This window comes from Virgibacillus doumboii (genome assembly GCF_902806455.1).
GTDB lineage: Bacteria > Bacillota > Bacilli > Bacillales > Amphibacillaceae > Lentibacillus > Lentibacillus doumboii.
This window is the reverse complement of record NZ_CADCWQ010000002.1, coordinates 74,942-98,660: the sequence shown is the minus strand read 5'-3', so window position 1 is coordinate 98,660 and position 23,719 is coordinate 74,942. Positions and strand designations below refer to the sequence as shown.

The window sequence follows — 23,719 nt, the reverse complement described above, 5'->3', positions numbered from 1 at the left end:
GCCGGTTTTAGTCGGCCTACCTTAAACCGCGAATCGATGTTGACTTATCGTACGGAGGTGAAGTAAGTCCACTAGTCGCTGGGTGCTGGAGCTGGACGTGGCTGACCCGGCAGTCCAGTTATCCAAACGCTTTCATTTAAAAATTTTTAGACAACAGTAGAATCGTCGAACAGTTCCATTATAATAAAAATTAACGATAAAATCGCTTCCCGGGCATGAAAATTCCATGACTTTTAAACCTTTTCTACAAAATTCTACATTTAATTTCCCGGGAAATATCTGGTTTCTATATTTCAAATACCAATTATGACCTAAATCGTGTTATCATATTATAATGAGATAATTATAGATATGTAGGTGCAATAAATGAACCAATCAAAAATAATAAAAGAAGGAGCAATGCTCACGGCAATCTACATCACGCTGCTATTAATAGCAGCTTTTGTTCCCGTGATAACGATGATAGCTACTTTTCTGCTGCCTGTGCCTTTTGTCATATTTGCTGCAAAACATGGTTTGAAACCGTCCGTTTTAATGTTTTTGGTTGCTGTCGGTTTATCCATTCTTTTTGCAAGTGTATTTTCCCTGCCAATAACTGTATTAATGGGAATTGGGGGCATAATGGTTGGTGTTTCCATCCACAAAAAGCTGTCAGCATATGAAACATGGGCGCGAGGAACAATCGGGTTTGTAGCAGGGCTATTGTTTATAGTTGTATTTAGCCAGTTTGTTTTTCAGGTAAATATAATGAGCGAAATCGATCAAATGATCAACCAGTCATTGCAAACGAGCAAAGACTTGATGGAGCAATTTGGTCTCGCTGGCCAGACCGAGGAACAACTGGAGTTGATCGAGCAACAGCTTGGAATGTTAACAGATCTCATTCCGGTCATAATAGCATTTGTCGCTATTTTATTAGCGTTTATCAGTCAGTGGATCAGTTATAAAATAATTAATCGTTTAGAAAAGAAGCGGCTTAAGTTTCCGCCGTTTCGTATGTTTCGTCTGCCGGTTTCACTAGTCTGGATTTATTTCTTTTCGCTGATCTTCACATTCTTTGAACTGGATACGTCCGGCACGTTATATTTAGCTGTAAACAATGTACTGATGCTTACGGGAATGTTAATGACACTGCAGGGTTTCTCTTTTATTTTTTTCTATGCTCATCATAAAAAAATGTCAAAGGCAGTGCCGATTGTATGTGTTATAGTGACATTACTCATACCATTTCTCTTACTTTACCTTGTACGTTTGTTAGGTATAATTGACATAGGCTTTTCACTTAGAGACCGCTTATCCAGGGATAAAAAGTGAGTGGGAGTTAAGCTAAGCAGTAGGAGCTGATTTTATGCAGGACAATAAAGGCATACCAGAACTGGGCAGACACTTGTGGGTTATTTACTTGCTGTCGGTCATTTTGCTTAGTGTAATATGGTATTATCAGTGGATGATTGGTCTGTTGATGACACTGTTTTTAGCTGCGGCAATTTATTATAGTATACAAACAGTCAGAAGATTACAGAATGAAACGGAAGAATATATTTCAACTCTCTCGCACCGGGTTAAACGGGTCGGGGAAGAGGCATTACTGGAAATGCCAATCGGAATCCTATTATATAATGAAGATTATTCGATTGAGTGGGCTAACCCGTACATGAACCGTTTTGCTGAAGAAGATACACTTGTGGGAAGTTCACTTAACAGACTTGCCGATGATTTAGTATCAAGAGTAAAGGAAAACGATGATGAAATATGGTTTGAAATAGATGGGTATCAGTTCCAGACAACAATAAAAAAAGATGAGCGTTTACTGTATTTATTTGACCGGACAAAACAATCCGAAATACAGACACTTTATCATAATGAACAAACGGTATTAGCCATTATTTTTCTGGATAACTATGAAGAAATTACCCAAAACATGGATGATACACTGAAAAGTCAGCTTAATTCAAAGGTGACTTCCGTACTGAATAATTGGTCCAACGATTATGGAATATATTTAAAACGTACTTCACAGGATCGCTTCCTGGCGGTAACGACGAAAGAAACCTTGGACAAATTAGAAAAATCGAAGTTTGATATTCTGGATCAGGTCCGTGGACTAAATGCTGAACAAAATATCCCGGTAACATTAAGTATTGGGGTGGGTGTGGGAAACACAACGCTGCCGACGCTGGGTGAATTAGCACAGTCCAGTCTTGACTTGGCACTTGGACGTGGCGGTGACCAGGTTACGATAAAAGATGATACCGGCAAAGTCCGTTTTTATGGCGGAAGAACCAATCCGATGGAAAAACGGACACGTGTAAGAGCGCGTGTTATTTCTCATGCGTTAAAAGAGCTTGTTAAAGCAAGTGATAATGTCATTATTATGGGACACAAAGCACCGGACATGGACTCTCTTGGTGCAGCTATCGGTATTTTAAATATTGCAAGGATAAACGGTGTTGAAGGATACGTTGTGTTTGATCCGGATGATGTTGATACGGGTGTTTTCCGGTTAGTTGAGTCATTGAAGGAAGACGAAGAACTGTGGGAAGACTTTATTGACCCGGAAGAATCAGAAGCATTGATTACAAGCCGGAGCCTGGTAGTTGTTGTGGATACACACAAACCATCAATGGTTGCTAATGAACGATTGTTAAATAAATCGGAATACAAGGTGGTTATCGATCACCACCGTCGTGCGGAAGAATTTATCGATAATCCAACACTTGTATACATGGAACCATATGCATCCTCAACAGCAGAATTGGTAACAGAATTACTGGAATATCAGCCGAAAAATCTGAAACTGAAAATGCTGGAGGCGACGGCGCTACTTGCCGGTATCATTGTAGATACGAAAAGTTTCACGCTAAGAACAGGGTCACGTACGTTTGATGCGGCATCCTATTTACGGTCAAAAGGTGCAGACACTGTCTTGGTACAGCAGTTTATGAAGGAAGATCTGGATATTTATATTAAGCGAAGCAAGCTGATCGAACGTGCTGAAGTATACCGGGATTCATTAGCCATATCAAAAGGGAAACCTGACGAAGTGTATGATGGTGTATTGATTGCACAGGCTGCTGATACACTTCTTACAATGAGTGGTATTAACGCATCATTTGTTATATCTGAGCGAAGTGATGATAGAATCGGGATTAGTGCCCGATCACTCGGAGAGGTAAATGTGCAGATTATTATGGAAAAAATGAATGGCGGCGGACATTTAACAAATGCTGCTACGCAAATTGAAGATACAACTATAGATGATGCGGAAGCCCTTTTAAAGGATATATTGGAAGAGTATTTTGAAGGAGGGGAAACAGAATGAAAGTAATTTTCACAAAGGATGTAAAAGGAAAAGGTAAAAAAGGCGAGGTAAAAAACGTCTCTGACGGTTATGCCCGAAATTATTTATTGAAAAACAACCTGGCCGAAGAAGCTACTGCAGGCAATATGAAGGCATTGGAAGCCAAAAAGAAGAAACAGAAACAAGAGGCTCAGGAAGAAGTAAATGAAGCGGAGCGTCTGAAAAAGGAACTAGCTGAAATTACCGTTGATATAAAAGCGAAATCCGGTGACGGCGGACGTTTATTCGGCTCAATTACCAGCAAGCAAATTGCCGAAGTTTTGAAAAAATCATATGGTTATAAAATTGATAAACGGAAAATCGAACTGGACAGCCCAATCCGGGCATTAGGATATACGGATGTGCCTGTGAAGCTGCATAAAGAAGTAACCGGCACGATAAAGGTCCATGTAGTGGAGGAATAAGACGATTGATTGATTGTATGTTTAAGTCTTGTTTTTTCCGTGAGGGGGAAAATCGATGAGTGAAGTATGGAATGACCGTACACCACCACATAATATAGAAGCAGAACAGGCGGTTCTTGGTGCTGTATTTCTGGAACCTGAAGCATTGTCAGCAGCATCAGAGCTTTTACTGCCTGAGGATTTCTACCGTGCGAGCCATCAGCGGATATTTGAAACCATGATGAAGCTCACCGACAGAGGAGAGCCGATTGACCTTGTTACGGTTACAACGTCTTTATCCAATGAAAAGAAGTTGGATGAAGCAGGCGGTGTAGCATATTTGTCTGATTTGGCGGGAAGTGTCCCGACAGCAGCAAATATTGTTTATTACAGCAAAATAGTAGAAGAGAAGTCATTACTAAGAAGGCTCATCCGTACAGCTACCGATATTGTTACATCAGGATTTGCAAACGAAGAAGACGTTGAGGATGTATTAAATGAAGCTGAGAAAAATATTCTTGAAGTATCAGGCAGAAAAAATTCCGGTGCATTTAAGTCGATAAAAGACGTCCTTATTGAGGTATATGATAATATTGAGCAGCTGCAGCATCAAGATGCGGATGTGACAGGCATTCCAACCGGCTATCGTGATTTGGACCGAATTACGTCAGGTTTTCAGCGGAATGATTTAATCATTGTTGCTGCACGTCCATCCGTGGGTAAAACAGCCTTCGCACTAAATATTGCGCAAAATGTTGCTATCAATACCGATGAAAATGTGGCTATTTTCAGCTTGGAGATGGGAGCCGATCAGCTCGTATCCCGTATGCTTTGCGCAGAAGGAAATATTGATGCACAGCGACTGCGTACAGGAAAACTGGAAGCGGATGACTGGAGTAAATTAACGATGGCAATGGGCAGCTTGTCCAATGCCGGAATTTTCATTGATGACACACCTGGTATCCGTGTCAGCGAGATCAGGTCAAAATGCCGTCGTTTAAAGCAGGAACAAGGTCTTGGCATGATTTTGATTGACTACTTGCAGTTGATTCAGGGAAGTGCCAACTCCAAAGAAAACAGACAGCAGGAAGTATCGGAAATATCCCGATCCTTAAAAGCACTTGCACGTGAATTGAATGTGCCTTTAATTGCATTGTCACAGCTTTCACGTGGTGTGGAATCACGTCAGGATAAACGACCGATGATGTCCGACTTGCGTGAATCCGGAAGTATTGAGCAGGATGCCGATATTGTCGGGTTTCTGTACCGTGACGATTATTATGATCAGGAATCCGAAAAACAAAATATTATCGAAATTATAATTTCCAAACAACGTAACGGCCCTGTAGGTAATGTGGAGCTTGCGTTTGTCAAAGAATATAACAAGTTCGTCGACTTGGATCACCGCTATTCCGAAAGCGAAGTCCCACCAGAGCCAATTCAGGCATAAAACAGTCTCATTTTGATGAGGCTGTTTTTTTGTGGAAAACTTTTTTATTTATAGATAACTCAACTTTCGAACCAATAGTATAGGCTCAAACAGTTAAATTTGTTAATCTCGTAACGTTTTTAATTGTTGCATTGACAACCTCAGTAAACATAAAAGCCTTTTGTACACAAAAGATATAAACAGCGAAATATTTTGAGTAAAGGACAAAAGGAAGTGAAAACAATGAAGAAAAGTGGTTCATCGGAGTTATGAAGGACAAAAGGAAGTGAAAACAATGAAGAAAAGTGGTTCATCGGAGTTATGAAGGACAAAAGGAAGTGAAAACAATGAAGAAAAGTGGTTCATCGGAGTTATGAAGGACAAAAGGAAGTGAAAACAATGAAGAAAAGTGGTTTATAAGAGTTATGAAGGATAAAAGGAGATAAAAACATCAATGAAATGTCCTTCATTAGGGAAACGAACTTTTTAAGCAGATGTCGCCTTGATACCCGGAGGTGTGAAAGCATCGCCCGGAATGATCCCGGACGGCGCGGCAAGAAGTGGATGTACTAGTAGAAAACATTCCAGCAGTTACGTCGCAATTAAGATCATTTATGTTGGAAACAAATAATCTTTAAAAAAATAGTCTGCTATTAAATATCAATGCATTCAATTTCCTCCCAAACATAATAACCGGTAAATAGCGTATAATACAAAAACATCCAGAAGACGTATTTATTGTAATAAAGACAACATTTAATAATGCAACATATTATTAACGAACAATACAGCGTTTTTAGTTTATATTGTTCGTATTTTAATTGACATAGCCAACTGTAACTGATAAACTTACTCTGTTGTTTTCTGGAATACAAATAATATAATCAGTGGAGGTGCGTTATGTCCTCAGTTGTAGTTGTAGGAACACAATGGGGCGACGAAGGGAAAGGTAAAATCACCGACTTCCTTTCACAGAACGCCGAAGTAGTAGCCCGTTATCAAGGTGGCAATAATGCCGGACATACAATTAAATTTGATGATGTTACGTATAAATTGCACTTAATCCCATCCGGAATTTTTTTCGATGACAAAATATGTGTATTAGGAAATGGAATGGTTATTGATCCAAAAGCATTTGCCGAAGAAATTGCATACCTGCATGAGCGCAATATATCAACAGATAATCTGAGAATCAGCAACCGTGCACATGTAATTCTGCCCTATCATCTGAAATTGGATGCACTTCAGGAAGAAGAAAAGGGTACCAATAAAATCGGTACAACAAAAAAAGGAATTGGACCAGCGTACATGGATAAAGCAGCGCGGGTTGGTATTCGCATCGCTGATTTAATGGAAAAAGATACATTTAAAGCAAAACTAGAACAAAACCTGAAAGAAAAAAATCGCTTATTTGAAAAAGTATACGAGGTCGATCCAATCCAGGTAGAAAACATTCTGGAGGAATATTATGAATATGGCCAGCAGCTGGCTGAGTATGTCTGTGATACATCCGTAGTTTTAAATGATGCGCTGGACAATGGCCGACGTGTATTATTTGAAGGAGCTCAAGGAGTAATGCTTGATATTGATCAAGGGACATATCCATTTGTTACATCGTCAAACCCGATTGCTGGTGGTGTAACGATTGGTTCGGGAGTTGGTCCATCGAAAATTAATCATGTTGTTGGAGTGTCCAAGGCCTATACAACCCGTGTCGGTGATGGCCCGTTTCCGACTGAATTGCATGATGAAATTGGTGATCAAATCCGGGAAACTGGTAATGAATACGGAACAACTACAGGCAGACCGCGCCGGGTAGGATGGTTTGACAGTGTAGTTGTTCGTCATGCCAGAAGAGTCAGCGGCATTACTGATTTATCACTTAACACATTGGACGTTCTTACTGGCATCGAAACACTGAAGATTTGTGTAGCGTATAAATATAAGGGAGAACGGTTGAATGAATTCCCGGCAAGCTTAAACATCTTGGCTGAGTGTGAGCCGGTATATGAAGAAATGCCTGGCTGGACTGAAGATATTACCGACGTCAAAAGTCTTCATGAGTTGCCGGAAAATGCCAGACACTATCTCGAACGTATTTCACAACTTACTGAAATTCCATTGTCGATATTTTCTGTCGGACCAGATCGCTCCCAGACGAATGTTGTACGAAGTGTTTATAGTTAATAACAAAAAGGCTGGGATATAACAAAAATGTTAATCACAATGACGAACAATATCCGAACTAAGCGGAGGAAGTATACGTAGACTCCTGCGGGAGGAAAGGCCTAGATGAGACTCTGCAGCGCGCTAGCGCAAGGAGGCTCAACAGCCGCCCGCGGAAAGCGAAGTATATTTCCGGAGCGGTTATATGCACCGCTTTCCAGTTAGTTCGGATTTTTTTGATAAAACACTTTTGTCCAGCTTTTTTAATATAAATGAAAAATTTCCCGAATATAGGAAAACGGAACAGGAAAATCAATCAAAATTACAACATTATTTGAACAGCTTTCCTTTTTTTTAAGAAAAATTTCAAATCATTTCCATTTTACTAGTAATTTTAGTCTAGTTTTGTCAAATCCTTTGTAATATAATTGTAAAATTAGTCATAAAAGATAGACACATTTGCAACTAAAATTAACAATTTACACTAAATGAGAAGTAAAATGATGCAGTTTTAGTAAAAAATTGGAAGTTATTATACAATTACTTTACATTTTCGCGGGTTCTCTTTTATACCTATTTTAACTATGGTAGATTAGTAGAAGAAATTGAGAAAGTCTTTTGAACTAGAAATATATATGGACAGGTTGCAAGGGGGAAATACCACATTGCTTAGAGGGAAAAGAGAGCCCATAATCAATAGGGCGAATACGGGAAAAAAGCTGAACATGCTGAAAAAAGTCGCAATAACTGCTTGTGTCGGCCTTTCTTTAACATTTACGACAGTTTATGCAGAAGATAATGATTCACTGGAAACTGTATACCACGTTTATGTAGATGGTAAACATGTTGGAAAAGTTGATGATAAAAACATCGTTAAGGATCTAATTGATACAAAAGTAACCAATAATGAAACAGAATTTGAGAATCTCTCAATGGACATTGGCGAAAAGGTATCATTTGTATCTGAGCGTGTGTTCAACCCTACATATAATAATAATAAAGTAACAAACGTGCTAAAAGATGAGCTCACAGTTAAAGCTGAAGCAGTTGAGTTTAATATCGGCGATGATACGGTTGGTTATTTTAAGGACCAGGAGACAGCTGACAAGGTATTGAAGTCATATAAAGAGAAGTTCGTTGACAAAAAAGTCCTTAAAAAGCTTGCCGAAAAGCAAGGAGACGTCAATCCCGATAATAAGCCAGAGCAGAAGCAAAATGAATTATCTTTATCTGTAGGCGATTCTATTATTACAGACGTAAAACTATCGGAAAAAGTTTCATTTTCAGAGAAAAAAGTTTTGCCGGCAAAAATGCTTACAGTTAAAGAAGGACTGAAGATGCTTGAAAAAGGTACACTGGAAGAAAAGGTACACAAGGTCAAAAAAGGCGAAGTACTGGGTTCTATCGCAAGTAAGTATGATTTGTCCGTTGATAAATTGCTGGAGCTGAATAAAGGATTAAAGGAAAACAGTCTTTTGCAGATTGGTCAGGAGATTAATGTAACAGACCTGAAGCCATTTGTTAATGTCATTGTAGAGAAAGAGAAAATGGTAGAAGAGTCAATTGATTACAAAACAGAGATAGTTGAATCAGACGACCTGTACAAAGGCGATAAGAAAGTAAAACAGGATGGACAGGAAGGTAAGAAATCAGTCCATTATGCACTTAAAATGAGTAATGGAAATGTAACCGACAGAGAAATAGTCAAAGAAGAAACGATAAAAGAACCGGTTAAAAAAATTATCGTTAAAGGGACAAAGGTTGTACCATCACGCGGAACAGGTCAATTGCAATGGCCGGCAGTTGGTGGATATGTCTCCAGTAATGTTGGTATGCGTTGGGGGTCAATGCATAAGGGTATGGATATAGCACGGCCAAGTAATCGTACGATTATGGCAGCTGATAATGGAACAGTCGTATCTGCCGGGTGGGATGGCGGTTATGGTAACAAAATTGTAATCAGCCATAATAACGGAATGAAAACCGTATATGCACATCTTTCATCCATTAGTGTGAGTCCAGGCCAGACGGTAGAAAAAGGTAGTAAGATTGGGGTTATGGGAACGACAGGAAACTCAACGGGCATCCATTTGCACTTTGAAGTTTACATGAACGGATCCCTGCAGAACCCTCAGAAACATCTATAAGACAAAGAAAACGCTATAGACTGACTCAGGAAATAATCAATTTCCCGAGTCAGTCTTTTTCTTATATGAATATGTGATGCATATGGAAGCCGATGGAGAGCGGTTTAATAGCGTGTTATGGATTTCCTGATAATAACATTATAAAATGAACATAAAGTTCAAAGTCAGGAGAACCATTATGAGCATAGCAGAAGAAAGACTATTATCCCAAAGTGTTACGAAAAGTTTTTTTCAATATTTACTCCCCACACTTATCGGTATGATGCTGATGTCAGCAAATATTGTAATTGATGGCATATTTGTCGGAAACGGCATCGGGGCGGTGGCTCTGGCCAGTGTTAATATTGCTGTTCCTGTCTGGTCGATTATTATCTCTCTTTCGCTTTTGATTGGAATTGGTGGAGGGACGCTATATTCGATTGCTACCGGTGCACGGGACACAATCCGGGCCAGGCGCATGTTTACTCTTTCTATGGCACTGGTTACAGTTGCAATGGTGGTTATTGGTTTTGCTGGTTATATAACCGCTGAACCGCTTGCCCGGGTTTTTGGGGCAAATACTGACACTTTGGCCTATTCAATAGATTATCTGCAGATTATCTTTATGTGGGCACCAATCCTTGGGTGGGAAGCTACATTAAGCATATTTATCCGTAATGATGGCAGTCCGAAGCTGGCTATGGCAGGTCTTGTCGTATCTGCGCTGCTTAATATTGTCCTGAATTACTGGATGATTTTCATATTGGAAATGGAAGTAGCGGGAGCAGCCCTGGCATCTGTGATTGCTACAGCAGCAGGGTTAGCGATTTATACGGTACATTTTTTCAAAAAAGAATCGGGCTTGAAGTTTGTCCGGATGAGTTGGACGACAGCTGACATTCTGAGGACGGGAAAAATGGGTTTTCCAAATTTTTTGTCTGAGGCAGGGACAGGGATTTTCGTTATTGGCTACAATATAGCTTTATCCTATTATGCAGGAACAACTGGATTGGCAGCATTTTCAGTCATTAATTATTTGCATACGTTTATGTTTCTGGCGTTTATTGGAATAGGCACGTCTATCCAGCCGATGATCAGCTTTTACTATGGTGCCAAAAAATACGAATCCATTAAGAACACGGTAATCATTGCGGAAATTACAGGGCTTGTGCTTGGTGTTCTGTTTCTCGCAATTGGCTGGCTTGGCGCTGGAGGGCTGGTTACAATTTTTGGCGTGGAATCCGAAAAAATACGTCAGCTTGCTATTAAAGGAATACAATTGTTTTTTATTGGCTATCTGTTCATGGGATTCAATTTCATCTACATGACCTATTACCAGTCAACCGCGTACGTGCGTCCGTCAATCGGAATCACCCTGTTCCGTGGATTCATACTGTTGATCGCCGCAATCATTATTCTGCCAGTCTTTCTTGGAACAACAGGCATCTGGCTCGCGCTCCCTGTCGCTGAAGGACTGACAGCCATCTTCCTGCTGCTGTTCGCAAGACAGGGCATCATGAACCGGAAGTATCAGTCGCGGGGTTATTGATGTTACTGTAAGGGAATGTCTATCAATATCAACCAGCAAGTATTTCAGTCTTTCGATTTAATTATAAAAAAAGACATTTACTCCAAAGTACGATAGAATAGAGCAAAGGATCGTTAAAAAGGATGTGACGACAATGAGTCAAAAGATTTTAGTAGTAGATGACGAACAGCCTATTGCAGACATTCTGAAATTCAACCTAGAAAAAGAAGGGTATCAGGTAGTTGTTGCCTATGATGGTGACGAGGCAATCGAACTTGCCGATACAGAAGAGCCTGATTTAGTTTTACTCGATATCATGCTGCCGGGAAAAGATGGTAATGAAGTTTGCCGTGAAATACGGAAAACACAGTCAATGCCAATCCTTATGCTCACAGCAAAAGATGCAGAAATTGACAAAGTACTGGGCCTTGAGCTTGGTGCAGATGACTATGTAACGAAGCCGTTCAGTAACCGTGAACTGATTGCCAGGGTGAAGGCAAATTTACGCCGTCAACAGCAAATACCGGATGACGCAGTGAAAACAACTAAAAATATTGAAATCGGCCGTCTGGTCATTCATCCGGATGCATACGCAGTCACCCGTGATGGTGAACAAGTCGATTTGACGCATCGCGAATTTGAACTGCTTCATTACCTGGCACGTCATATCGGACAGGTTATGACCCGTGAACATTTACTGGAAACGGTTTGGGGCTATGATTATTTTGGAGATGTACGAACTGTTGATGTTACTGTCAGACGCCTTCGTGAAAAAATTGAGGACAATCCGAGTAACCCAACATGGATCGTAACCCGTCGCGGGGTTGGGTACTATTTACGTAAGCCTGAACAGGAGTAGGTTTTATGCATAAAGTAGGTTTCTTCCGTTCGATACAATTAAAATTTATTATTATTTTTATTTTACTGCTGCTTGTTACGATACAGGTTATCGGTTCGTATTTTGCAACAGAATTGGAAGAAGAGCTTGTTCAAAATTTCGAAGAGTCCGTAGAAGCAAGCGTTGATATTTTGCAGGTTAACCTGAAGCAGGCATTCTCAAGGGAACGTACCGAGGACGGAAATGAACCATCACTTCAGCAGGAAGTTCAGGACATTGTTGGTGTCAATGACACGGGTAATATAATTAATATCCAGGTTGTCAGTATGCAAAGCAGGATTATCGCATCAGGTAATAATTCTGGCGATAACAATATTAATAAAAAGATAAATGACGATATTATAAAAAACACATTGCTTTATGGTGTAGAAGACAGAAGAAAGAAATATAATGCAGAGCGAAACCGTGTTTATGTCAGGGCAGTCCCAATCTACAATGTTGAAGATACACAGGTTGGTGCACTTAAGGTTGTAGCTTCCCTTGAAGGTGTTTATAACCAGCTGGAAGATATCAACAGTATTTTTCTGCGTGGCTCGGTTTTAGCAATTACTGTATCGGCATTTTTAGGTATATTGGTTGCAAGAACTATAACAAAACCGATTATGGAAATGCGCAGACAGGCACAAATAATGGCCAGAGAAGACTTTTCCCAGAAAGTTAATGTTTATGGAAAAGATGAGATTGGTCAGCTTGCTGAATCGTTTAACGACTTAAATGCAAAATTGAAGCATTCAAGAGCGTTAACGGAAGAAGAACGGAGGAAACTGAGTTCTGTTTTATCAAATATGTCCGATGGGGTAATTGCTACCGATAAGACAGGAGCAGTCACATTAATGAATGATGCTGCAGCAAAGCTTATCGGTCAAAGCCCTGAAGAAGTCCGAGGAACCTTTTTACTCGATGTTCTGCAATTAGATGAAAAGTCAGTGGATATTACCGATCTCCCTGATAGTGGTTCCATGATAATTGACTTTAGCGATGAGAATAATTTCTTTTTAATCCGTGCCAACTTCTCCACCATTGCCGATGATGAAAATGATGTTACAGGATTTATCACAGTAATCAGCGATGTTACGGAACAGGAAAAAGTGGAACAGGAACGGCGCGAGTTTGTATCAAATGTTTCCCATGAGTTACGGACGCCATTAACAACCATGCGAAGTTATATTGAGGCATTAACCGAGGGTGCCTGGGAGGATAAAAATATTGCTCCGAAGTTTTTGGATGTTACCCAGAATGAAACAGAGCGCATGATTCGTATGGTGAATGATCTCCTGCAACTGTCCAAAATGGATAACAAAGAATATTCATTACAAAAGGAACGAACCGACTTTATCGAATTTTTTGACCATATAATTGACCGCTTTGAAATGAATGTGACGGAAGAAATAAAACTCAAGCGCGAGCTGCCAAATGAAACGTATTATGTTTGGATTGACAAAGATAAAATGTTCCAGGTGCTTGATAATGTCATTTCAAATGCAATCAAATACTCCCCTGAAGGCGGAACGATCCGCTTCAATGTAACCAGAAGCAAAGGACAGATAACAGTAAGTGTGGAAGACCAGGGCATGGGTATCCCTTATGACAAAGTTGGTAAAATATTTGATCGTTTCTATCGTGCTGATAAAGCAAGGTCACGTAAACTTGGCGGTACCGGCCTTGGATTAGCGATTGCCCGAGAAATGATTGAGGCACATCACGGAAAAATTTGGGCAAAAAGTAAAGAAGGTAAAGGGACCACCGTTCTCTTTACACTTCCGCTCATGAATAAGAAGCGGAGGGGTAAATGATGTATCTTGAAACAATTAAGTCTTTCATATTATGGATATTGGTTGGAATAAGCCTATTGCTAACGTATGTCCTGTGGAGTTATCAGCCTGAACTAGAAACATTGGATCAGGGTTTTGAGGATCGTGTGGACATTGGAGGAAGGGAGAAATCAATACAGGAACTTATTGAACCAGAATCCATCATTTTTAAGAATAGTGATAGCTATTATGGCTTTACCGATCCGGGGAACTACCGGTCACTTTATCAGGATATGCAGCAGAAATGGGTTCTTTACGAATTTCAGACCGGTCCCAGCAATGGAAGGCCTTCCATTGAGAAGCAGGTGGAGATCATTTTCCCTGATGTTATACCGTTAAGCGCAGCGAAAAGTCTATTCTCATTTAATGAAGACGTTACATTTCCAGGCTGGAGCTTTGAACGAATATTTATTACGTTTAATACCGACTCCAATACGTTAAATTTCATTTTTTTATCTGCAGATGGTCAGCGGCAGGCAACAGCAGTTGTGAATAATTCCAATCGATTTGCCCAGTTGTGGGGGTACCTTACAACCTTCGAAGGATTAACTGAGTATTTGCAGATTGATGGAGCTGAAGGTCCGATTTTTATCCCTAAGTTTCAGGTGGAAATACAAAGCAGATTGGTGGCAATTAACACAATCAGTCCCTATCAAATGGTTGATGAATTATTCAGGAATCCTGACCTCGTAAGTGATAACCGGGTAAATGAAAATGAAGTTTATTTTACGGACAGTCAGCGGGGAATTATGCGTGTTTATGAGAACAGGAGAACGCTGGAGTTTCAAAACCCGCTGGAGTCAACCTATGAACGCATGTCTTCAAGCGATCTGATCGAGAGAAGTATAACACATATTAATGAACATCGGGGTTTCACGGATGAATATAATTTGATGGCGTTAAATACAACGTCAAATACGATTAAATATCAGATGTATTATGACGGATATCCTGTCTTCGGAAATAACAATTCTTCCGTCATTGAACAGCAGTACCGCTCATTAGAGCTTCATCAATATAACCGTCCATTGTTCAGACTGAACAATTATCTTGGCGGTAAAACGGAAATATTACCTTCAGGATCTGATGTGAGATACATTCTAGAAAACAGTAAGACGTATGATATGAGCAATGTAAATGATATAAAAGTAGGGTATCAACTATCCTATCGAAGCAGTGACAATGCCATCGAATTAGAACCGGCATGGTTCATGGATTATAATGGAAGCTGGCGTGAAATTAATTTTGAGGAAATAACACAGTTGGAAGGAGGGGGTTGAGGATGCAATGGAAACAAATCAAATCGTTATTTATCCTCTGCTTCCTCATTCTGAATGTTTATTTGCTCTTTATGTTTTTTAATAAGCAGCAAGAATTGGATTACGGTGTGACAGAGGTACAATCACTTGAACTTCAGGAGCAGCTTGAACAAGAAGATATTACAATAAGTGCTGATCTACCTGATGAAAAGCCGCAAGAAACCAATATAACCGTAAGTCAAAAGACGTATACCGATAAGGACCTTGAATTTTTGGACGGGCTGGAAAACCAGCAAATAGAAGTTATTGACTCAAAATTGATATTGTCCCGGTTTAATGAACCAGTAGCAATACCTGAAAATGCAGACAGCAGTCTAATTACTGAACTGGTTAAAAACAGAATTTTATCACCAGACAGCTACACGTATGGAACGTGGAATAAGGAAATGAATGTCCTGGTTTTTTTCCAGAAAAAAAGTGACAGGCCTATTTATTATAACCAAAATGGAATTATTCTTATTTTCCTCAATGATGAAAATGAGATGACTTTTTATACACAAACTATGCTGGGTGAGGAAAGTACACCAACAGAGACAGAAGACCTTATTCCACCGATGACAGCCATTGAAGTTTTATTTGAAGGCAACATGCTATTGTCTGGTGATGAAATTACTAAAGTTAATATGGGATTCTATACAAGAATACCCTTGGGTACTGGTGAACAAGTCTTTGCACCAACATGGAAGATAACAGTTAATGGAAATGAAAATTTTTACGTAAATGCAATTGAGAATCTGGTGGTATCAAGCGAGGAACTGACATTTCTTACGGAAGCTGTAAACTCCAATATAGAAAAAATCCAGGAAAAACTGCCGGACGATAATGATATGAAAAGTTTTATAATAAATCGTCTTAATCAAAAGCTAACAACAGATAATCGGAGTGAACCACAATGACATTACGTTTTAGTGTACTTGCTTCTGGAAGTACAGGAAACGCGTTTTATATAGAATCAGAGAAAGAAAGGCTGCTGGTGGATGCAGGATTGAGCGGCAAGCAGATGAACAGACTGCTAAGTGAAGTTCAGGTTGACCCTGCAAACCTGACCGGAATTCTGGTTACCCATGAGCACAGTGACCATATTAAAGGACTCGGAATCATTGCCCGAAAGTATAACTTGCCAATCTATGCAAATGAAAAAACATGGAACGCCATGAACAATTCCATTGGTACCATTTCATTGGATCAGAAATTTCACTTTGGTATGGAGCAGGTAAAAACATTTGGTGATATTGACGTGGAATCATTCGGTGTATCCCATGATGCGGCTGAGCCAATGTTTTTTACTTTTCATCATAAAGGAAAAAAAGTAGCACTTGTGACTGATCTGGGCTATGTATCAGAACGGATTAAAAAAACAGTTGAAGACGCGGATGCTTACATATTTGAGGCAAATCATGATGTAAGTATGCTGCGGATGGGACGCTACCCATGGAATGTGAAGCGCCGGATTTTAGGTGATTCCGGACATGTTTCCAATGAAGATTGTGGTCTTGCTTTAACAGATATCATAACGAATCGGACAAAACGTATTTATTTGGCCCATTTAAGTCAGGATAACAACATGAAGGATCTTGCCCGCATGTCAGTTGATTCAGTCTTGCGTGAGCGCGGGATAGAACTTGATCTTTGCGACACGGATCCTAAAACACCGACAGCTTTATATGAGGTGGTTTAAAATCGATCATTTTGGAATACTATATATAGTACCAATCGGTTTTTGTAAAATAAGAGAATGAGGCTGGGACAAAACAAAAAATGTTGCCAAAAGACGAACGATGCATGGAAGCAGCGGAGGGAATATATGCCCCTTCAAAGGGGTATGCCGACGTTGGCCGCAAAGGCCGCTTTTAGTCGGCCCTCCTTCTAACGGGAGGAAAGGCATCGGTGAGGCTCCGAAGTGCGCTAGCAATCTTTTCTGCGAGGAGTGCTGCTCCTCCGAAATAATTTGCAACACGACGAGCACAAGGAGGCTCACCAGCCGCCCCCGGCTAAGAAGACACTGCGAAAGCGTACTTTTTGAGCAGATGTCGCCTTGGTACCCGGAGGTGTGAAAGCGAAGTATATTCCCGGAGCGGTTTTATGCACCATTTCCAATATGTTCGGATTTTGTTACTGATAAAACACTTTTGTCCCAAACCCTTCCTATCTGACATCTTGCCTCAGACTTCTGGAAAGACGAGGCGGATGCCGAGTTTTTCCTAATAAAGGGGATGGTTCCATGGGTTATTTTGACGAAGACTACGACCCGAATCGGAATAACAACCGGCGATGGCTGGTGCCTGCGCTTGTGGGAATTATTATTGGTATGGTTGTGGTGCTTGTTGCATTACCAACTATATTAAAATCGGATATATTACCTGCAGCCTGGACAGAACATACGGATACAGCAGATAATTTTACGAATGACAGCAGCATGAACCAGAGGACAGCAGATTTTGTTAATGTTGATGTATCCACACAAGTAACAGAGGTTGTAGAAAATGTATCAAATGCAGTGGTTGGCGTGATGAATATTCAGCAGCAAGGAAGCTTTTGGGAGCAGCAGGAAAATGGAGACCAGGCTGGATCAGGTTCCGGTGTCATTTATAAAAAGGAAAATGGCCAAGCATATGTGATTACTAACCATCACGTCATTAAAGGTGCCGATACGGTAGAAGTTGTTTTATCAGATGATACCCGAATCCAGGCGAAAATTCTTGGAAGTGATTTATTTTCCGATTTGGCTGTTCTGCGGATGAACGGCGATCAGGTTAAGCAAACAATTCAAATGGGCACGTCTGATGATGTTAAGGTCGGTGAACCGGCAATTGCAATTGGCAACCCACTGGGCATGTTTTTGGGATCAGTTACGCAAGGGGTTATTAGTGGAAAGCAGCGTACAATTCCACAGGATTTTAACCAGGATGGCCGTGCTGACTGGCAGGCAGAGGTAATTCAAACAGATGCTGCAATCAATCCGGGAAACAGTGGTGGCGCACTGATTAATATCGATGGAAAGCTGATTGGAATTAATTCAATGAAAATTAACCAAACTGCTGTGGAAGGCATTGGTTTCGCCATACCTATCGATACGGTAAGACCTATTGTAAAAGAACTTGAACAAACCGGAAAAATTACACGACCGTATTTAGGTGTTGAAATTTATTCCCTTGATGAAGTTCCACAGTCTGAATGGGATAAAACACTAAACCTTCCAAATAAGGTTGAAGGCGGCGTGTATGTTTGGAGTGTCGAGTCATTTTCCCCGGCAGATAAGGCTGGAATGGAGCGGCTTGATGTGATAACCGCTGTTGATGGTAAAGAAGTTATGAATATGATTGATCTGAGAAAGATTCTTTACGAAGAAAAAGAAGTCGGTGACAAACTAAAGGTTACGTATTACCGGGATGGAAAAAAACAAAATGCAACCATTACATTAGGTGAACAACGTTAAGCTATCCTTTTATAAGGGTAGCTTTTTTTATCCACAAACTGTTGATAACATGTAGATAACATCAATATATGGTGGAGAACGTTTATTCCATAACAAAATAACACCGAACGTTTGTGCATATGTGGATAACTTTGTGGATAACGGCTGAGGGACAATAAAGGCCCCACTGCGGCAGACACAATGGGACTGGATTCATCATGTATTGATCAACTTACTATATTTCTATAAGAAGTTATTGCTGCAGGTGTTATTGAGGCTGTATTTGTAGTAGTTGCTGTAATTATATTTTCCAGGTCGGAGCCTAGAGTTTCTTACCTGGGACGTGCTGCCAAAGCAGGATCAGCAATATGAGCATTACAATGTCAAGTCGGGCATTAAATGCAAACTGCAAAAAGCCGTCGGTCATTAATACAGGTAATTTTGTAAGATAAATAGCACCCAGAATGATTAAAATAAGCGGTGCTGCAGCTTGTTTGACATACATTCTGCCGATAATAAGTGCACTGCAGGTAATTTCAGTAATAGCAACGAGAAATAATGTTGTACCTGGAAAAGGCAGGCCCAGGCTCATAAATGTTGCCTTAAAATCAGCAGCAACCAATTTGAGAATGCCGGACGTTAGAAATACATAGCCAACCGCATAACAAATCCATTTGGATATGTTCATCTGCACAGGAGTCCACCTCCATAAAATTTATATCTAATACATATGCAAGTATGTGGACAAGATTGACAACCTTTTTTCCAGGATAAGCATTTATTGTTGCCAAGCTGATTATGCAAACTTATAATTCGTATAGATAAACAGAAAAGGAAGTGCAACTTTTGATTCGACGTTTTTTCTCATACTATAAGCCGCACCGGCGTTTATTTATTATTGACTTTACATCAGCAGTAATAGTGGCATTGCTTGAACTGGCCTTTCCGATTGCGGTCCAGGAATTTATTGACAGGCTTCTGGTCGGTGATAATTGGAATTTAATTGTACTTGTCAGCATTGGGCTATTGCTCGTTTATTTGCTTAGTACATTTTTGCAGTATGTGGTGACATATCTTGGCCATAAGCTTGGAGTTAATATTGAAACCGATATGCGGCAGGACTTGTTCCAGCATGTACAGCGGCAGTCATTCCGTTTTTTTGATAACACAAAAACCGGACACATTATGAGCCGGATTACCAATGATTTATTCGACATTGGTGAACTTGCCCATCATGGACCGGAAGATTTTTTCATAGCAATTATGACGTTTGTCGGTGCATTTTGGTATATGTTCTATCAGAATGCACAGCTCGCATGGATTATTTTAATTGCCGTACCATTTTTGGTTTTCCTGATTTCGTACAGCAATATTAAAATGAATAAGGCGTGGCGAGCGATGTACCACGATATTGCTGAGGTAAATGCACGGGTGGAGGATGCTGTTGCAGGTGTCCGTGTGGTGCAGTCATTTACCAATGAAAAATTCGAAATGGACCGTTTTACGAAAGACAATTACAGTTTCCGCAAAGCGAAAATCGGTGCCTATAGAGTAATGGCATTTGTTCATTCAAATATTTACATGATGATGCGCCTGATTATCATAGTTGTTCTGGTTGTTGGTGCATGGCTGACTATAAATGACAGACTGACAACCGGAGAACTGGTTGGATTTGTTCTGATAGTAAATGTGTTATTTAAACCAATCGAAAAAATCAGTGCATTGCTGGAGCTTTACCCGAAAGGTATGGCTGGATTTAAGCGGTTTACCGATATTTTGGATGTCGACCCGGACGTTGTTGACCGTGATGACGCAACAGCAGTACCATCTTTAAATGGAAATATAGCATTTGAGGATGTAACGTTCAGCTATGAAAAAACACAAGCACCTGTCCTGAAATCGCTCAGCTTCAACATTAATAAAGGTCAAACCATCGCATTTGTCGGGCCATCAGGTGCCGGTAAATCAACGATATGTTCACTTATCCCAAGGTTTTATGATGTTGATCAGGGGAGTATAAAAATAGATGGTATGGACTTGCGCGACATGACGAAGGAATCACTGAGGAGTCAAATTGGAATTGTGCAGCAGGATGTGTTTTTGTTTACCGGAACACTCCGTGAAAATATCGCTTACGGCAAGCTTGATGCTACGGATGAAGAAATTGAACATGCAGCCCGCCAGGCACATATGGAAGAATTTATTCAAGAGCTGCCAGATGGCTACGAAACACAGGTTGGCGAGCGCGGCCTGAAGCTTTCCGGCGGACAGAAACAGCGAATTGCCATTGCCAGGATGTTTTTAAAAAATCCGCCAATCCTGATTCTGGACGAAGCAACATCAGCACTTGATACCGAAACGGAAACGATTATCCAAAAGGCGCTGACAGAGCTTTCTAAAGACAGGACCACACTTGTGATTGCCCATCGTCTGGCAACGATTAAGAATGCCAATCGGATCATGGTTGTAACAAAAGACGGTATTGAGGAAGAAGGAAGTCATGAAGAACTACTGAAGCGGGATGGAATTTTTGCCCACTTGCATAAAGTTCAAATGCGTTAAATAATTCAAATATAACAAATGACAGGCATCAAACCTTTGTATATTAATGGTTTGATGTCTATTTTAATTTAATACAGTTTAAAGAAAAATAAGAATTATGTTTAATTTGTCTGATAGAAGGAAATAGGAATAGAGGAAATTTTTAGTGGATTTGGGGGTTGCTTGATGCAGGACTTTTTTTATCTTCGGAAAAATGGAAAACAGAAAAATAAATCAGATGATCTGTTGATAAGGGAAATCCAGGATTTAATTTCCCAGTTTCAGAATCCAAACTTAACGATAACAACAAGAGAAGAAATTTTTCATACTATTATTTATTTAACAAACCAATTAATTGAATAAAACTAATTTACTATGATGAAGAGGTTTTCCATGAGTTGCTGAACTTTTTGGTTGCCTCTCTTTAATATGGTGCTTAATCAGCATTGGAATCTTCTTCTGATTGGCTGTACTTTATTTTTCGAAAAATATTTGTCGCTCCGTAAGCGATTAATATAACTGCAGTATCAATAAGGAACAAGTAGAAAAGATTCATTCCTTTATGCATTCTCAAAAGGCCGATAGCATCTGTAAAAAAGCCATATCCAAAGGCGAATATAAATGTTCCGATGATAAAATAAAGGTAGAAATTTTTCCCGTTGTTTGTACAGTATTGATAAATCAACATAAAAGTTACCGGGAATAGAACAGCTGATACAGTTATTCCCTGTGGCAATACATCTGAAATACTGTGTACCATATTAAAGTAATTGTGAGACGTTAAATAGCTGCTGATGGTAGTCCATAAAACATGGATAGAGTAACCAAAGAATGAGATCTCGAATAATCTTTTCCTATCAACAGTAAAATACAGAACAATTAATGGGATAACTATCGTTGCCAGATTAAACCAAAAGAACCATGTTTCCGTATTTGAATACAGTTGCCAATGCTCAGAAAGAAGATTACTAAGCTGCTCTTTCGTTTTATAAATTTTATGATAAAGCTCCTGTTCATTCACCGGTTACACCTCCATTTATTATGAAAATCTATAGTGTAGTTTTAGTTATCCAAGTTGTTTATATTCATATGTATTTATTCAGACTTATCCCCAATTTTCTGTGGATAAGCTGTTGATATGTTGTTGATTTTGGGCATTTATGATTAAAGTTTGTTAAAATGAAGGCAACAACCAGACGGATAATAAAAAAGAAGGAGGAGAATAATGGAACGCTTGAATGAAGAGCAAATCACAAAGGAATTGGAGAGCCTGCCTGACTGGAAGCGGTTGGATGAGAAGTGGATACAAAGAAAATATCGATTTAAGGACTTTCTCAATGGCGTACGGTTTGTTTACAGAATAGCGGAATATGCAGAAGAAAAACAGCACCACCCGTTCATTTCGATTGATTACAAGGTTGTCACACTAAAAATTTCATCATGGCAAATGAAAGGCTTAACTGACTTGGACTTTGAGATGGTTAATCATTTTGATGAACTGTATGAAAACGCAGATAAATAATAGAAAGAGGCTGGGACAAAACAAAAAAGTGTTGCCAAAAGACGAACAATGAATGGAAATAGCGGAGGGAATATACGTAGACTCCAGGGGGAGGAAAGGCATCGGTGAGACTTCGAAGTGCGCTAGCACGAGGAGGCTCACCAGCCGCCCCCGGAAAGCGAAGTATATTCCCGGAGCTGTTTTATCCACCAATTCCAATATGTTCGGATTTTGTTATTGATAAAACACTTTTGTTCCAGCCTCTTTTTAATCCATTCCAATTTTTTTAATAAAGTCATCAATATCTCCGTAAAATCGTTTCACTCCATCAACATAATAAAATGACGTTGCAGTTTGAGGGTCTATTTCGTCAGATGAATAAATATATACATTTTTACCTGATGCAAGTGCCATTCCAAGTTCAGTATGGCTTCCTCTCCCACCTGGGAGCAGCAATATAAAAAGATCACAATCGGCTACGGCCTCTTTTTCCAGTTCACCAATGGTACGGAGTTTTTCTTTTGTCGCAGCCCGCTCGTTCGCAGTCCAATCATATGTGTGGCTGTGCCCTTTTGACAAAAGTTTTTGTGTCACATAACGTACCAGTTCCTTGTTGGAAAATCCAGAAGCTATATAAAACTTCATTTTTTACACTCATTCCATTCATTTGCCAGCATCCCGTAGACAACATGGTCGACATAATGGTCATAGAGCCATTCCGCCTGTCTTATCTGTCCTTCTTTTACAAATCCAAGTCGTTCAGGAATAGCTCTGCTTTTATAATTTTCATAGGCAGCACGAATTTCCACACGGTTTAGTTTTAGCCTGGAGAAACCATAATCCAATAAACCGCTTGTGGCACGTGTCATAATGCCATTTCCGTGAAACGCGGTCCCGAGCCAGTAACCGATACTTCCAATTCGATTTTTCCAATCAAATCCATGAAATCCGATTACTCCGGCAAGTTCACCATTATAAAGGATTCCAGTTGTCATGCCTCGCCGGTCTGCAAATGACTTAATCATGGACTCAATGAAAGCTTTGGAATCATCAGCCGTTTTTGTATCATCAACCCATGCCAGCCATTCACTTAGTGATTCCCTTGAAGAATCTGTTAACTGGAATAATTCTTCTGCATCATAAATGTCCATGTACTTTAATTTTACTTCAGAGTCCACCTCAAATAGAAACATAAATATCCCGCCTGCCTGTATAGTTTTTAAAAATAATTCTATCATAAA

The 23,719-nt window shown here is 39.8% G+C and carries 20 protein-coding genes; 16 read left to right on the top strand and 4 right to left on the bottom strand.

What is annotated here, in order from left to right:
- The first annotated feature begins 366 nt into the window (after positions 1-366).
- The 13 genes from G6R02_RS16720 (at position 367) to G6R02_RS16660 (ending at position 18,457) form a co-directional block, all read left to right on the top strand.
- Positions 367-1,314 carry a YybS family protein gene (locus tag G6R02_RS16720; protein ID WP_164670541.1) on the top strand — a complete coding sequence of 316 codons (948 nt, stop codon included), beginning with the start codon at positions 367-369 and terminating at the stop codon, positions 1,312-1,314.
- Positions 1,315-1,348: 34 nt separating this feature from the next.
- Positions 1,349-3,322, top strand: a complete 1,974-nt coding sequence (locus tag G6R02_RS16715; protein ID WP_164670540.1) for a DHH family phosphoesterase — start codon at positions 1,349-1,351, stop codon at positions 3,320-3,322.
- Complete coding sequence (gene rplI, locus G6R02_RS16710; protein ID WP_164670539.1) at positions 3,319-3,765, top strand: 50S ribosomal protein L9; 447 nt, start codon at positions 3,319-3,321, stop codon at positions 3,763-3,765. The genes G6R02_RS16715 and rplI overlap by 4 nt, the downstream gene beginning before the upstream one ends.
- 55 nt (positions 3,766-3,820) lie before the next feature.
- On the top strand, positions 3,821-5,194 hold the full coding sequence (gene dnaB, locus G6R02_RS16705; protein WP_164670538.1) for a replicative DNA helicase: 1,374 nt from the start codon (positions 3,821-3,823) through the stop codon (positions 5,192-5,194).
- An 879-nt stretch (positions 5,195-6,073) separates the two neighbouring features.
- Positions 6,074-7,360, top strand: coding sequence for an adenylosuccinate synthase (locus tag G6R02_RS16700; RefSeq protein ID WP_164670537.1), 1,287 nt, complete (start codon positions 6,074-6,076; stop codon positions 7,358-7,360).
- A gap of 644 nt (positions 7,361-8,004) precedes the next feature.
- Positions 8,005-9,486, top strand: coding sequence for a M23 family metallopeptidase (locus tag G6R02_RS16695; RefSeq protein ID WP_246202649.1), 1,482 nt, complete (start codon positions 8,005-8,007; stop codon positions 9,484-9,486).
- Between the two features lie 178 nt (positions 9,487-9,664).
- The gene (locus G6R02_RS16690) at positions 9,665-11,014 is read left to right on the top strand and encodes an MATE family efflux transporter (RefSeq protein ID WP_164670535.1); all 1,350 of its coding nucleotides are present in this window, start codon (positions 9,665-9,667) and stop codon (positions 11,012-11,014) included.
- A gap of 133 nt (positions 11,015-11,147) precedes the next feature.
- A complete protein-coding gene (gene yycF, locus G6R02_RS16685) occupies positions 11,148-11,852 on the top strand; it encodes a response regulator YycF (protein ID WP_164670534.1) in 705 nt (234 codons plus the stop codon).
- A gap of 5 nt (positions 11,853-11,857) precedes the next feature.
- Positions 11,858-13,684, top strand: a complete 1,827-nt coding sequence (gene walK / locus G6R02_RS16680; protein WP_164670533.1) for a cell wall metabolism sensor histidine kinase WalK — start codon at positions 11,858-11,860, stop codon at positions 13,682-13,684.
- On the top strand, positions 13,681-14,982 hold the full coding sequence (locus G6R02_RS16675; protein ID WP_164670532.1) for a YycH family regulatory protein: 1,302 nt from the start codon (positions 13,681-13,683) through the stop codon (positions 14,980-14,982). The genes walK and G6R02_RS16675 overlap by 4 nt, the downstream gene beginning before the upstream one ends.
- Positions 14,983-14,984: 2 nt before the next feature.
- Positions 14,985-15,917, top strand: a complete 933-nt coding sequence (locus G6R02_RS16670; protein ID WP_164670531.1) for a two-component system regulatory protein YycI — start codon at positions 14,985-14,987, stop codon at positions 15,915-15,917.
- Positions 15,914-16,699 carry an MBL fold metallo-hydrolase gene (locus G6R02_RS16665; RefSeq protein ID WP_164670530.1) on the top strand — a complete coding sequence of 262 codons (786 nt, stop codon included), beginning with the start codon at positions 15,914-15,916 and terminating at the stop codon, positions 16,697-16,699. Before G6R02_RS16670 ends, G6R02_RS16665 begins: the two co-directional genes overlap by 4 nt.
- Positions 16,700-17,242: 543 nt before the next feature.
- Positions 17,243-18,457 (top strand): S1C family serine protease, encoded by a 1,215-nt coding sequence (locus tag G6R02_RS16660; protein WP_164670529.1) that lies wholly within the window; start codon positions 17,243-17,245, stop codon positions 18,455-18,457.
- A 301-nt stretch (positions 18,458-18,758) separates the two neighbouring features.
- On the opposite strand, the gene G6R02_RS16655 is transcribed toward G6R02_RS16660, so the two are convergent.
- Complete coding sequence (locus G6R02_RS16655) at positions 18,759-19,124, bottom strand: DoxX family protein (protein WP_164671101.1); 366 nt, start codon at positions 19,122-19,124, stop codon at positions 18,759-18,761.
- Positions 19,125-19,282: 158 nt separating this feature from the next.
- Here G6R02_RS16655 and G6R02_RS16650 point away from each other — a divergent pair, with 158 nt between their 5' ends.
- Both G6R02_RS16650 and G6R02_RS16645 read left to right on the top strand, forming a co-directional pair.
- On the top strand, positions 19,283-20,998 hold the full coding sequence (locus G6R02_RS16650; protein WP_164670528.1) for an ABC transporter ATP-binding protein: 1,716 nt from the start codon (positions 19,283-19,285) through the stop codon (positions 20,996-20,998).
- A 165-nt stretch (positions 20,999-21,163) separates the two neighbouring features.
- Positions 21,164-21,340 (top strand): hypothetical protein, encoded by a 177-nt coding sequence (locus G6R02_RS16645; protein ID WP_164670527.1) that lies wholly within the window; start codon positions 21,164-21,166, stop codon positions 21,338-21,340.
- Positions 21,341-21,413: 73 nt separating this feature from the next.
- On the opposite strand, the gene G6R02_RS16640 is transcribed toward G6R02_RS16645, so the two are convergent.
- Positions 21,414-21,998, bottom strand: coding sequence for a hypothetical protein (locus G6R02_RS16640; protein ID WP_164670526.1), 585 nt, complete (start codon positions 21,996-21,998; stop codon positions 21,414-21,416).
- Positions 21,999-22,202: 204 nt separating this feature from the next.
- On the opposite strand from G6R02_RS16640, the gene G6R02_RS16635 reads away from it, so the two are divergent.
- Positions 22,203-22,499: a 4a-hydroxytetrahydrobiopterin dehydratase gene (locus G6R02_RS16635; protein ID WP_164670525.1), complete on the top strand. Its 297-nt coding sequence runs from the start codon at positions 22,203-22,205 to the stop codon at positions 22,497-22,499.
- A 246-nt stretch (positions 22,500-22,745) separates the two neighbouring features.
- Here the strand turns inward: G6R02_RS16635 and G6R02_RS16630 are convergent, their stop codons facing one another.
- Complete coding sequence (locus G6R02_RS16630) at positions 22,746-23,123, bottom strand: nucleoside 2-deoxyribosyltransferase (RefSeq protein ID WP_164670524.1); 378 nt, start codon at positions 23,121-23,123, stop codon at positions 22,746-22,748.
- A complete protein-coding gene (locus G6R02_RS16625; protein WP_164670523.1) occupies positions 23,120-23,671 on the bottom strand; it encodes a GNAT family N-acetyltransferase in 552 nt (183 codons plus the stop codon). The genes G6R02_RS16630 and G6R02_RS16625 overlap by 4 nt, the downstream gene beginning before the upstream one ends.
- Between the last annotated feature and the right edge of the window lie 48 nt (positions 23,672-23,719).

Coding starts and splice junctions, on each gene's coding strand:
- G6R02_RS16720 (WP_164670541.1), top strand. CDS start 367: ATGAACCAATCAAAAATAATAAAAGAAGGAGCAATGCTCACGGCAATC.
- G6R02_RS16715 (WP_164670540.1), top strand. CDS start 1,349: ATGCAGGACAATAAAGGCATACCAGAACTGGGCAGACACTTGTGGGTT.
- rplI (WP_164670539.1), top strand. CDS start 3,319: ATGAAAGTAATTTTCACAAAGGATGTAAAAGGAAAAGGTAAAAAAGGC.
- dnaB (WP_164670538.1), top strand. CDS start 3,821: ATGAGTGAAGTATGGAATGACCGTACACCACCACATAATATAGAAGCA.
- G6R02_RS16700 (WP_164670537.1), top strand. CDS start 6,074: ATGTCCTCAGTTGTAGTTGTAGGAACACAATGGGGCGACGAAGGGAAA.
- G6R02_RS16690 (WP_164670535.1), top strand. CDS start 9,665: ATGAGCATAGCAGAAGAAAGACTATTATCCCAAAGTGTTACGAAAAGT.
- yycF (WP_164670534.1), top strand. CDS start 11,148: ATGAGTCAAAAGATTTTAGTAGTAGATGACGAACAGCCTATTGCAGAC.
- walK (WP_164670533.1), top strand. CDS start 11,858: ATGCATAAAGTAGGTTTCTTCCGTTCGATACAATTAAAATTTATTATT.
- G6R02_RS16675 (WP_164670532.1), top strand. CDS start 13,681: ATGATGTATCTTGAAACAATTAAGTCTTTCATATTATGGATATTGGTT.
- G6R02_RS16670 (WP_164670531.1), top strand. CDS start 14,985: ATGCAATGGAAACAAATCAAATCGTTATTTATCCTCTGCTTCCTCATT.
- G6R02_RS16665 (WP_164670530.1), top strand. CDS start 15,914: ATGACATTACGTTTTAGTGTACTTGCTTCTGGAAGTACAGGAAACGCG.
- G6R02_RS16660 (WP_164670529.1), top strand. CDS start 17,243: ATGGGTTATTTTGACGAAGACTACGACCCGAATCGGAATAACAACCGG.
- G6R02_RS16655 (WP_164671101.1), bottom strand. CDS start 19,124: ATGAACATATCCAAATGGATTTGTTATGCGGTTGGCTATGTATTTCTA.
- G6R02_RS16645 (WP_164670527.1), top strand. CDS start 21,164: ATGCAGGACTTTTTTTATCTTCGGAAAAATGGAAAACAGAAAAATAAA.
- G6R02_RS16635 (WP_164670525.1), top strand. CDS start 22,203: ATGGAACGCTTGAATGAAGAGCAAATCACAAAGGAATTGGAGAGCCTG.
- G6R02_RS16630 (WP_164670524.1), bottom strand. CDS start 23,123: ATGAAGTTTTATATAGCTTCTGGATTTTCCAACAAGGAACTGGTACGT.
- G6R02_RS16625 (WP_164670523.1), bottom strand. CDS start 23,671: ATGTTTCTATTTGAGGTGGACTCTGAAGTAAAATTAAAGTACATGGAC.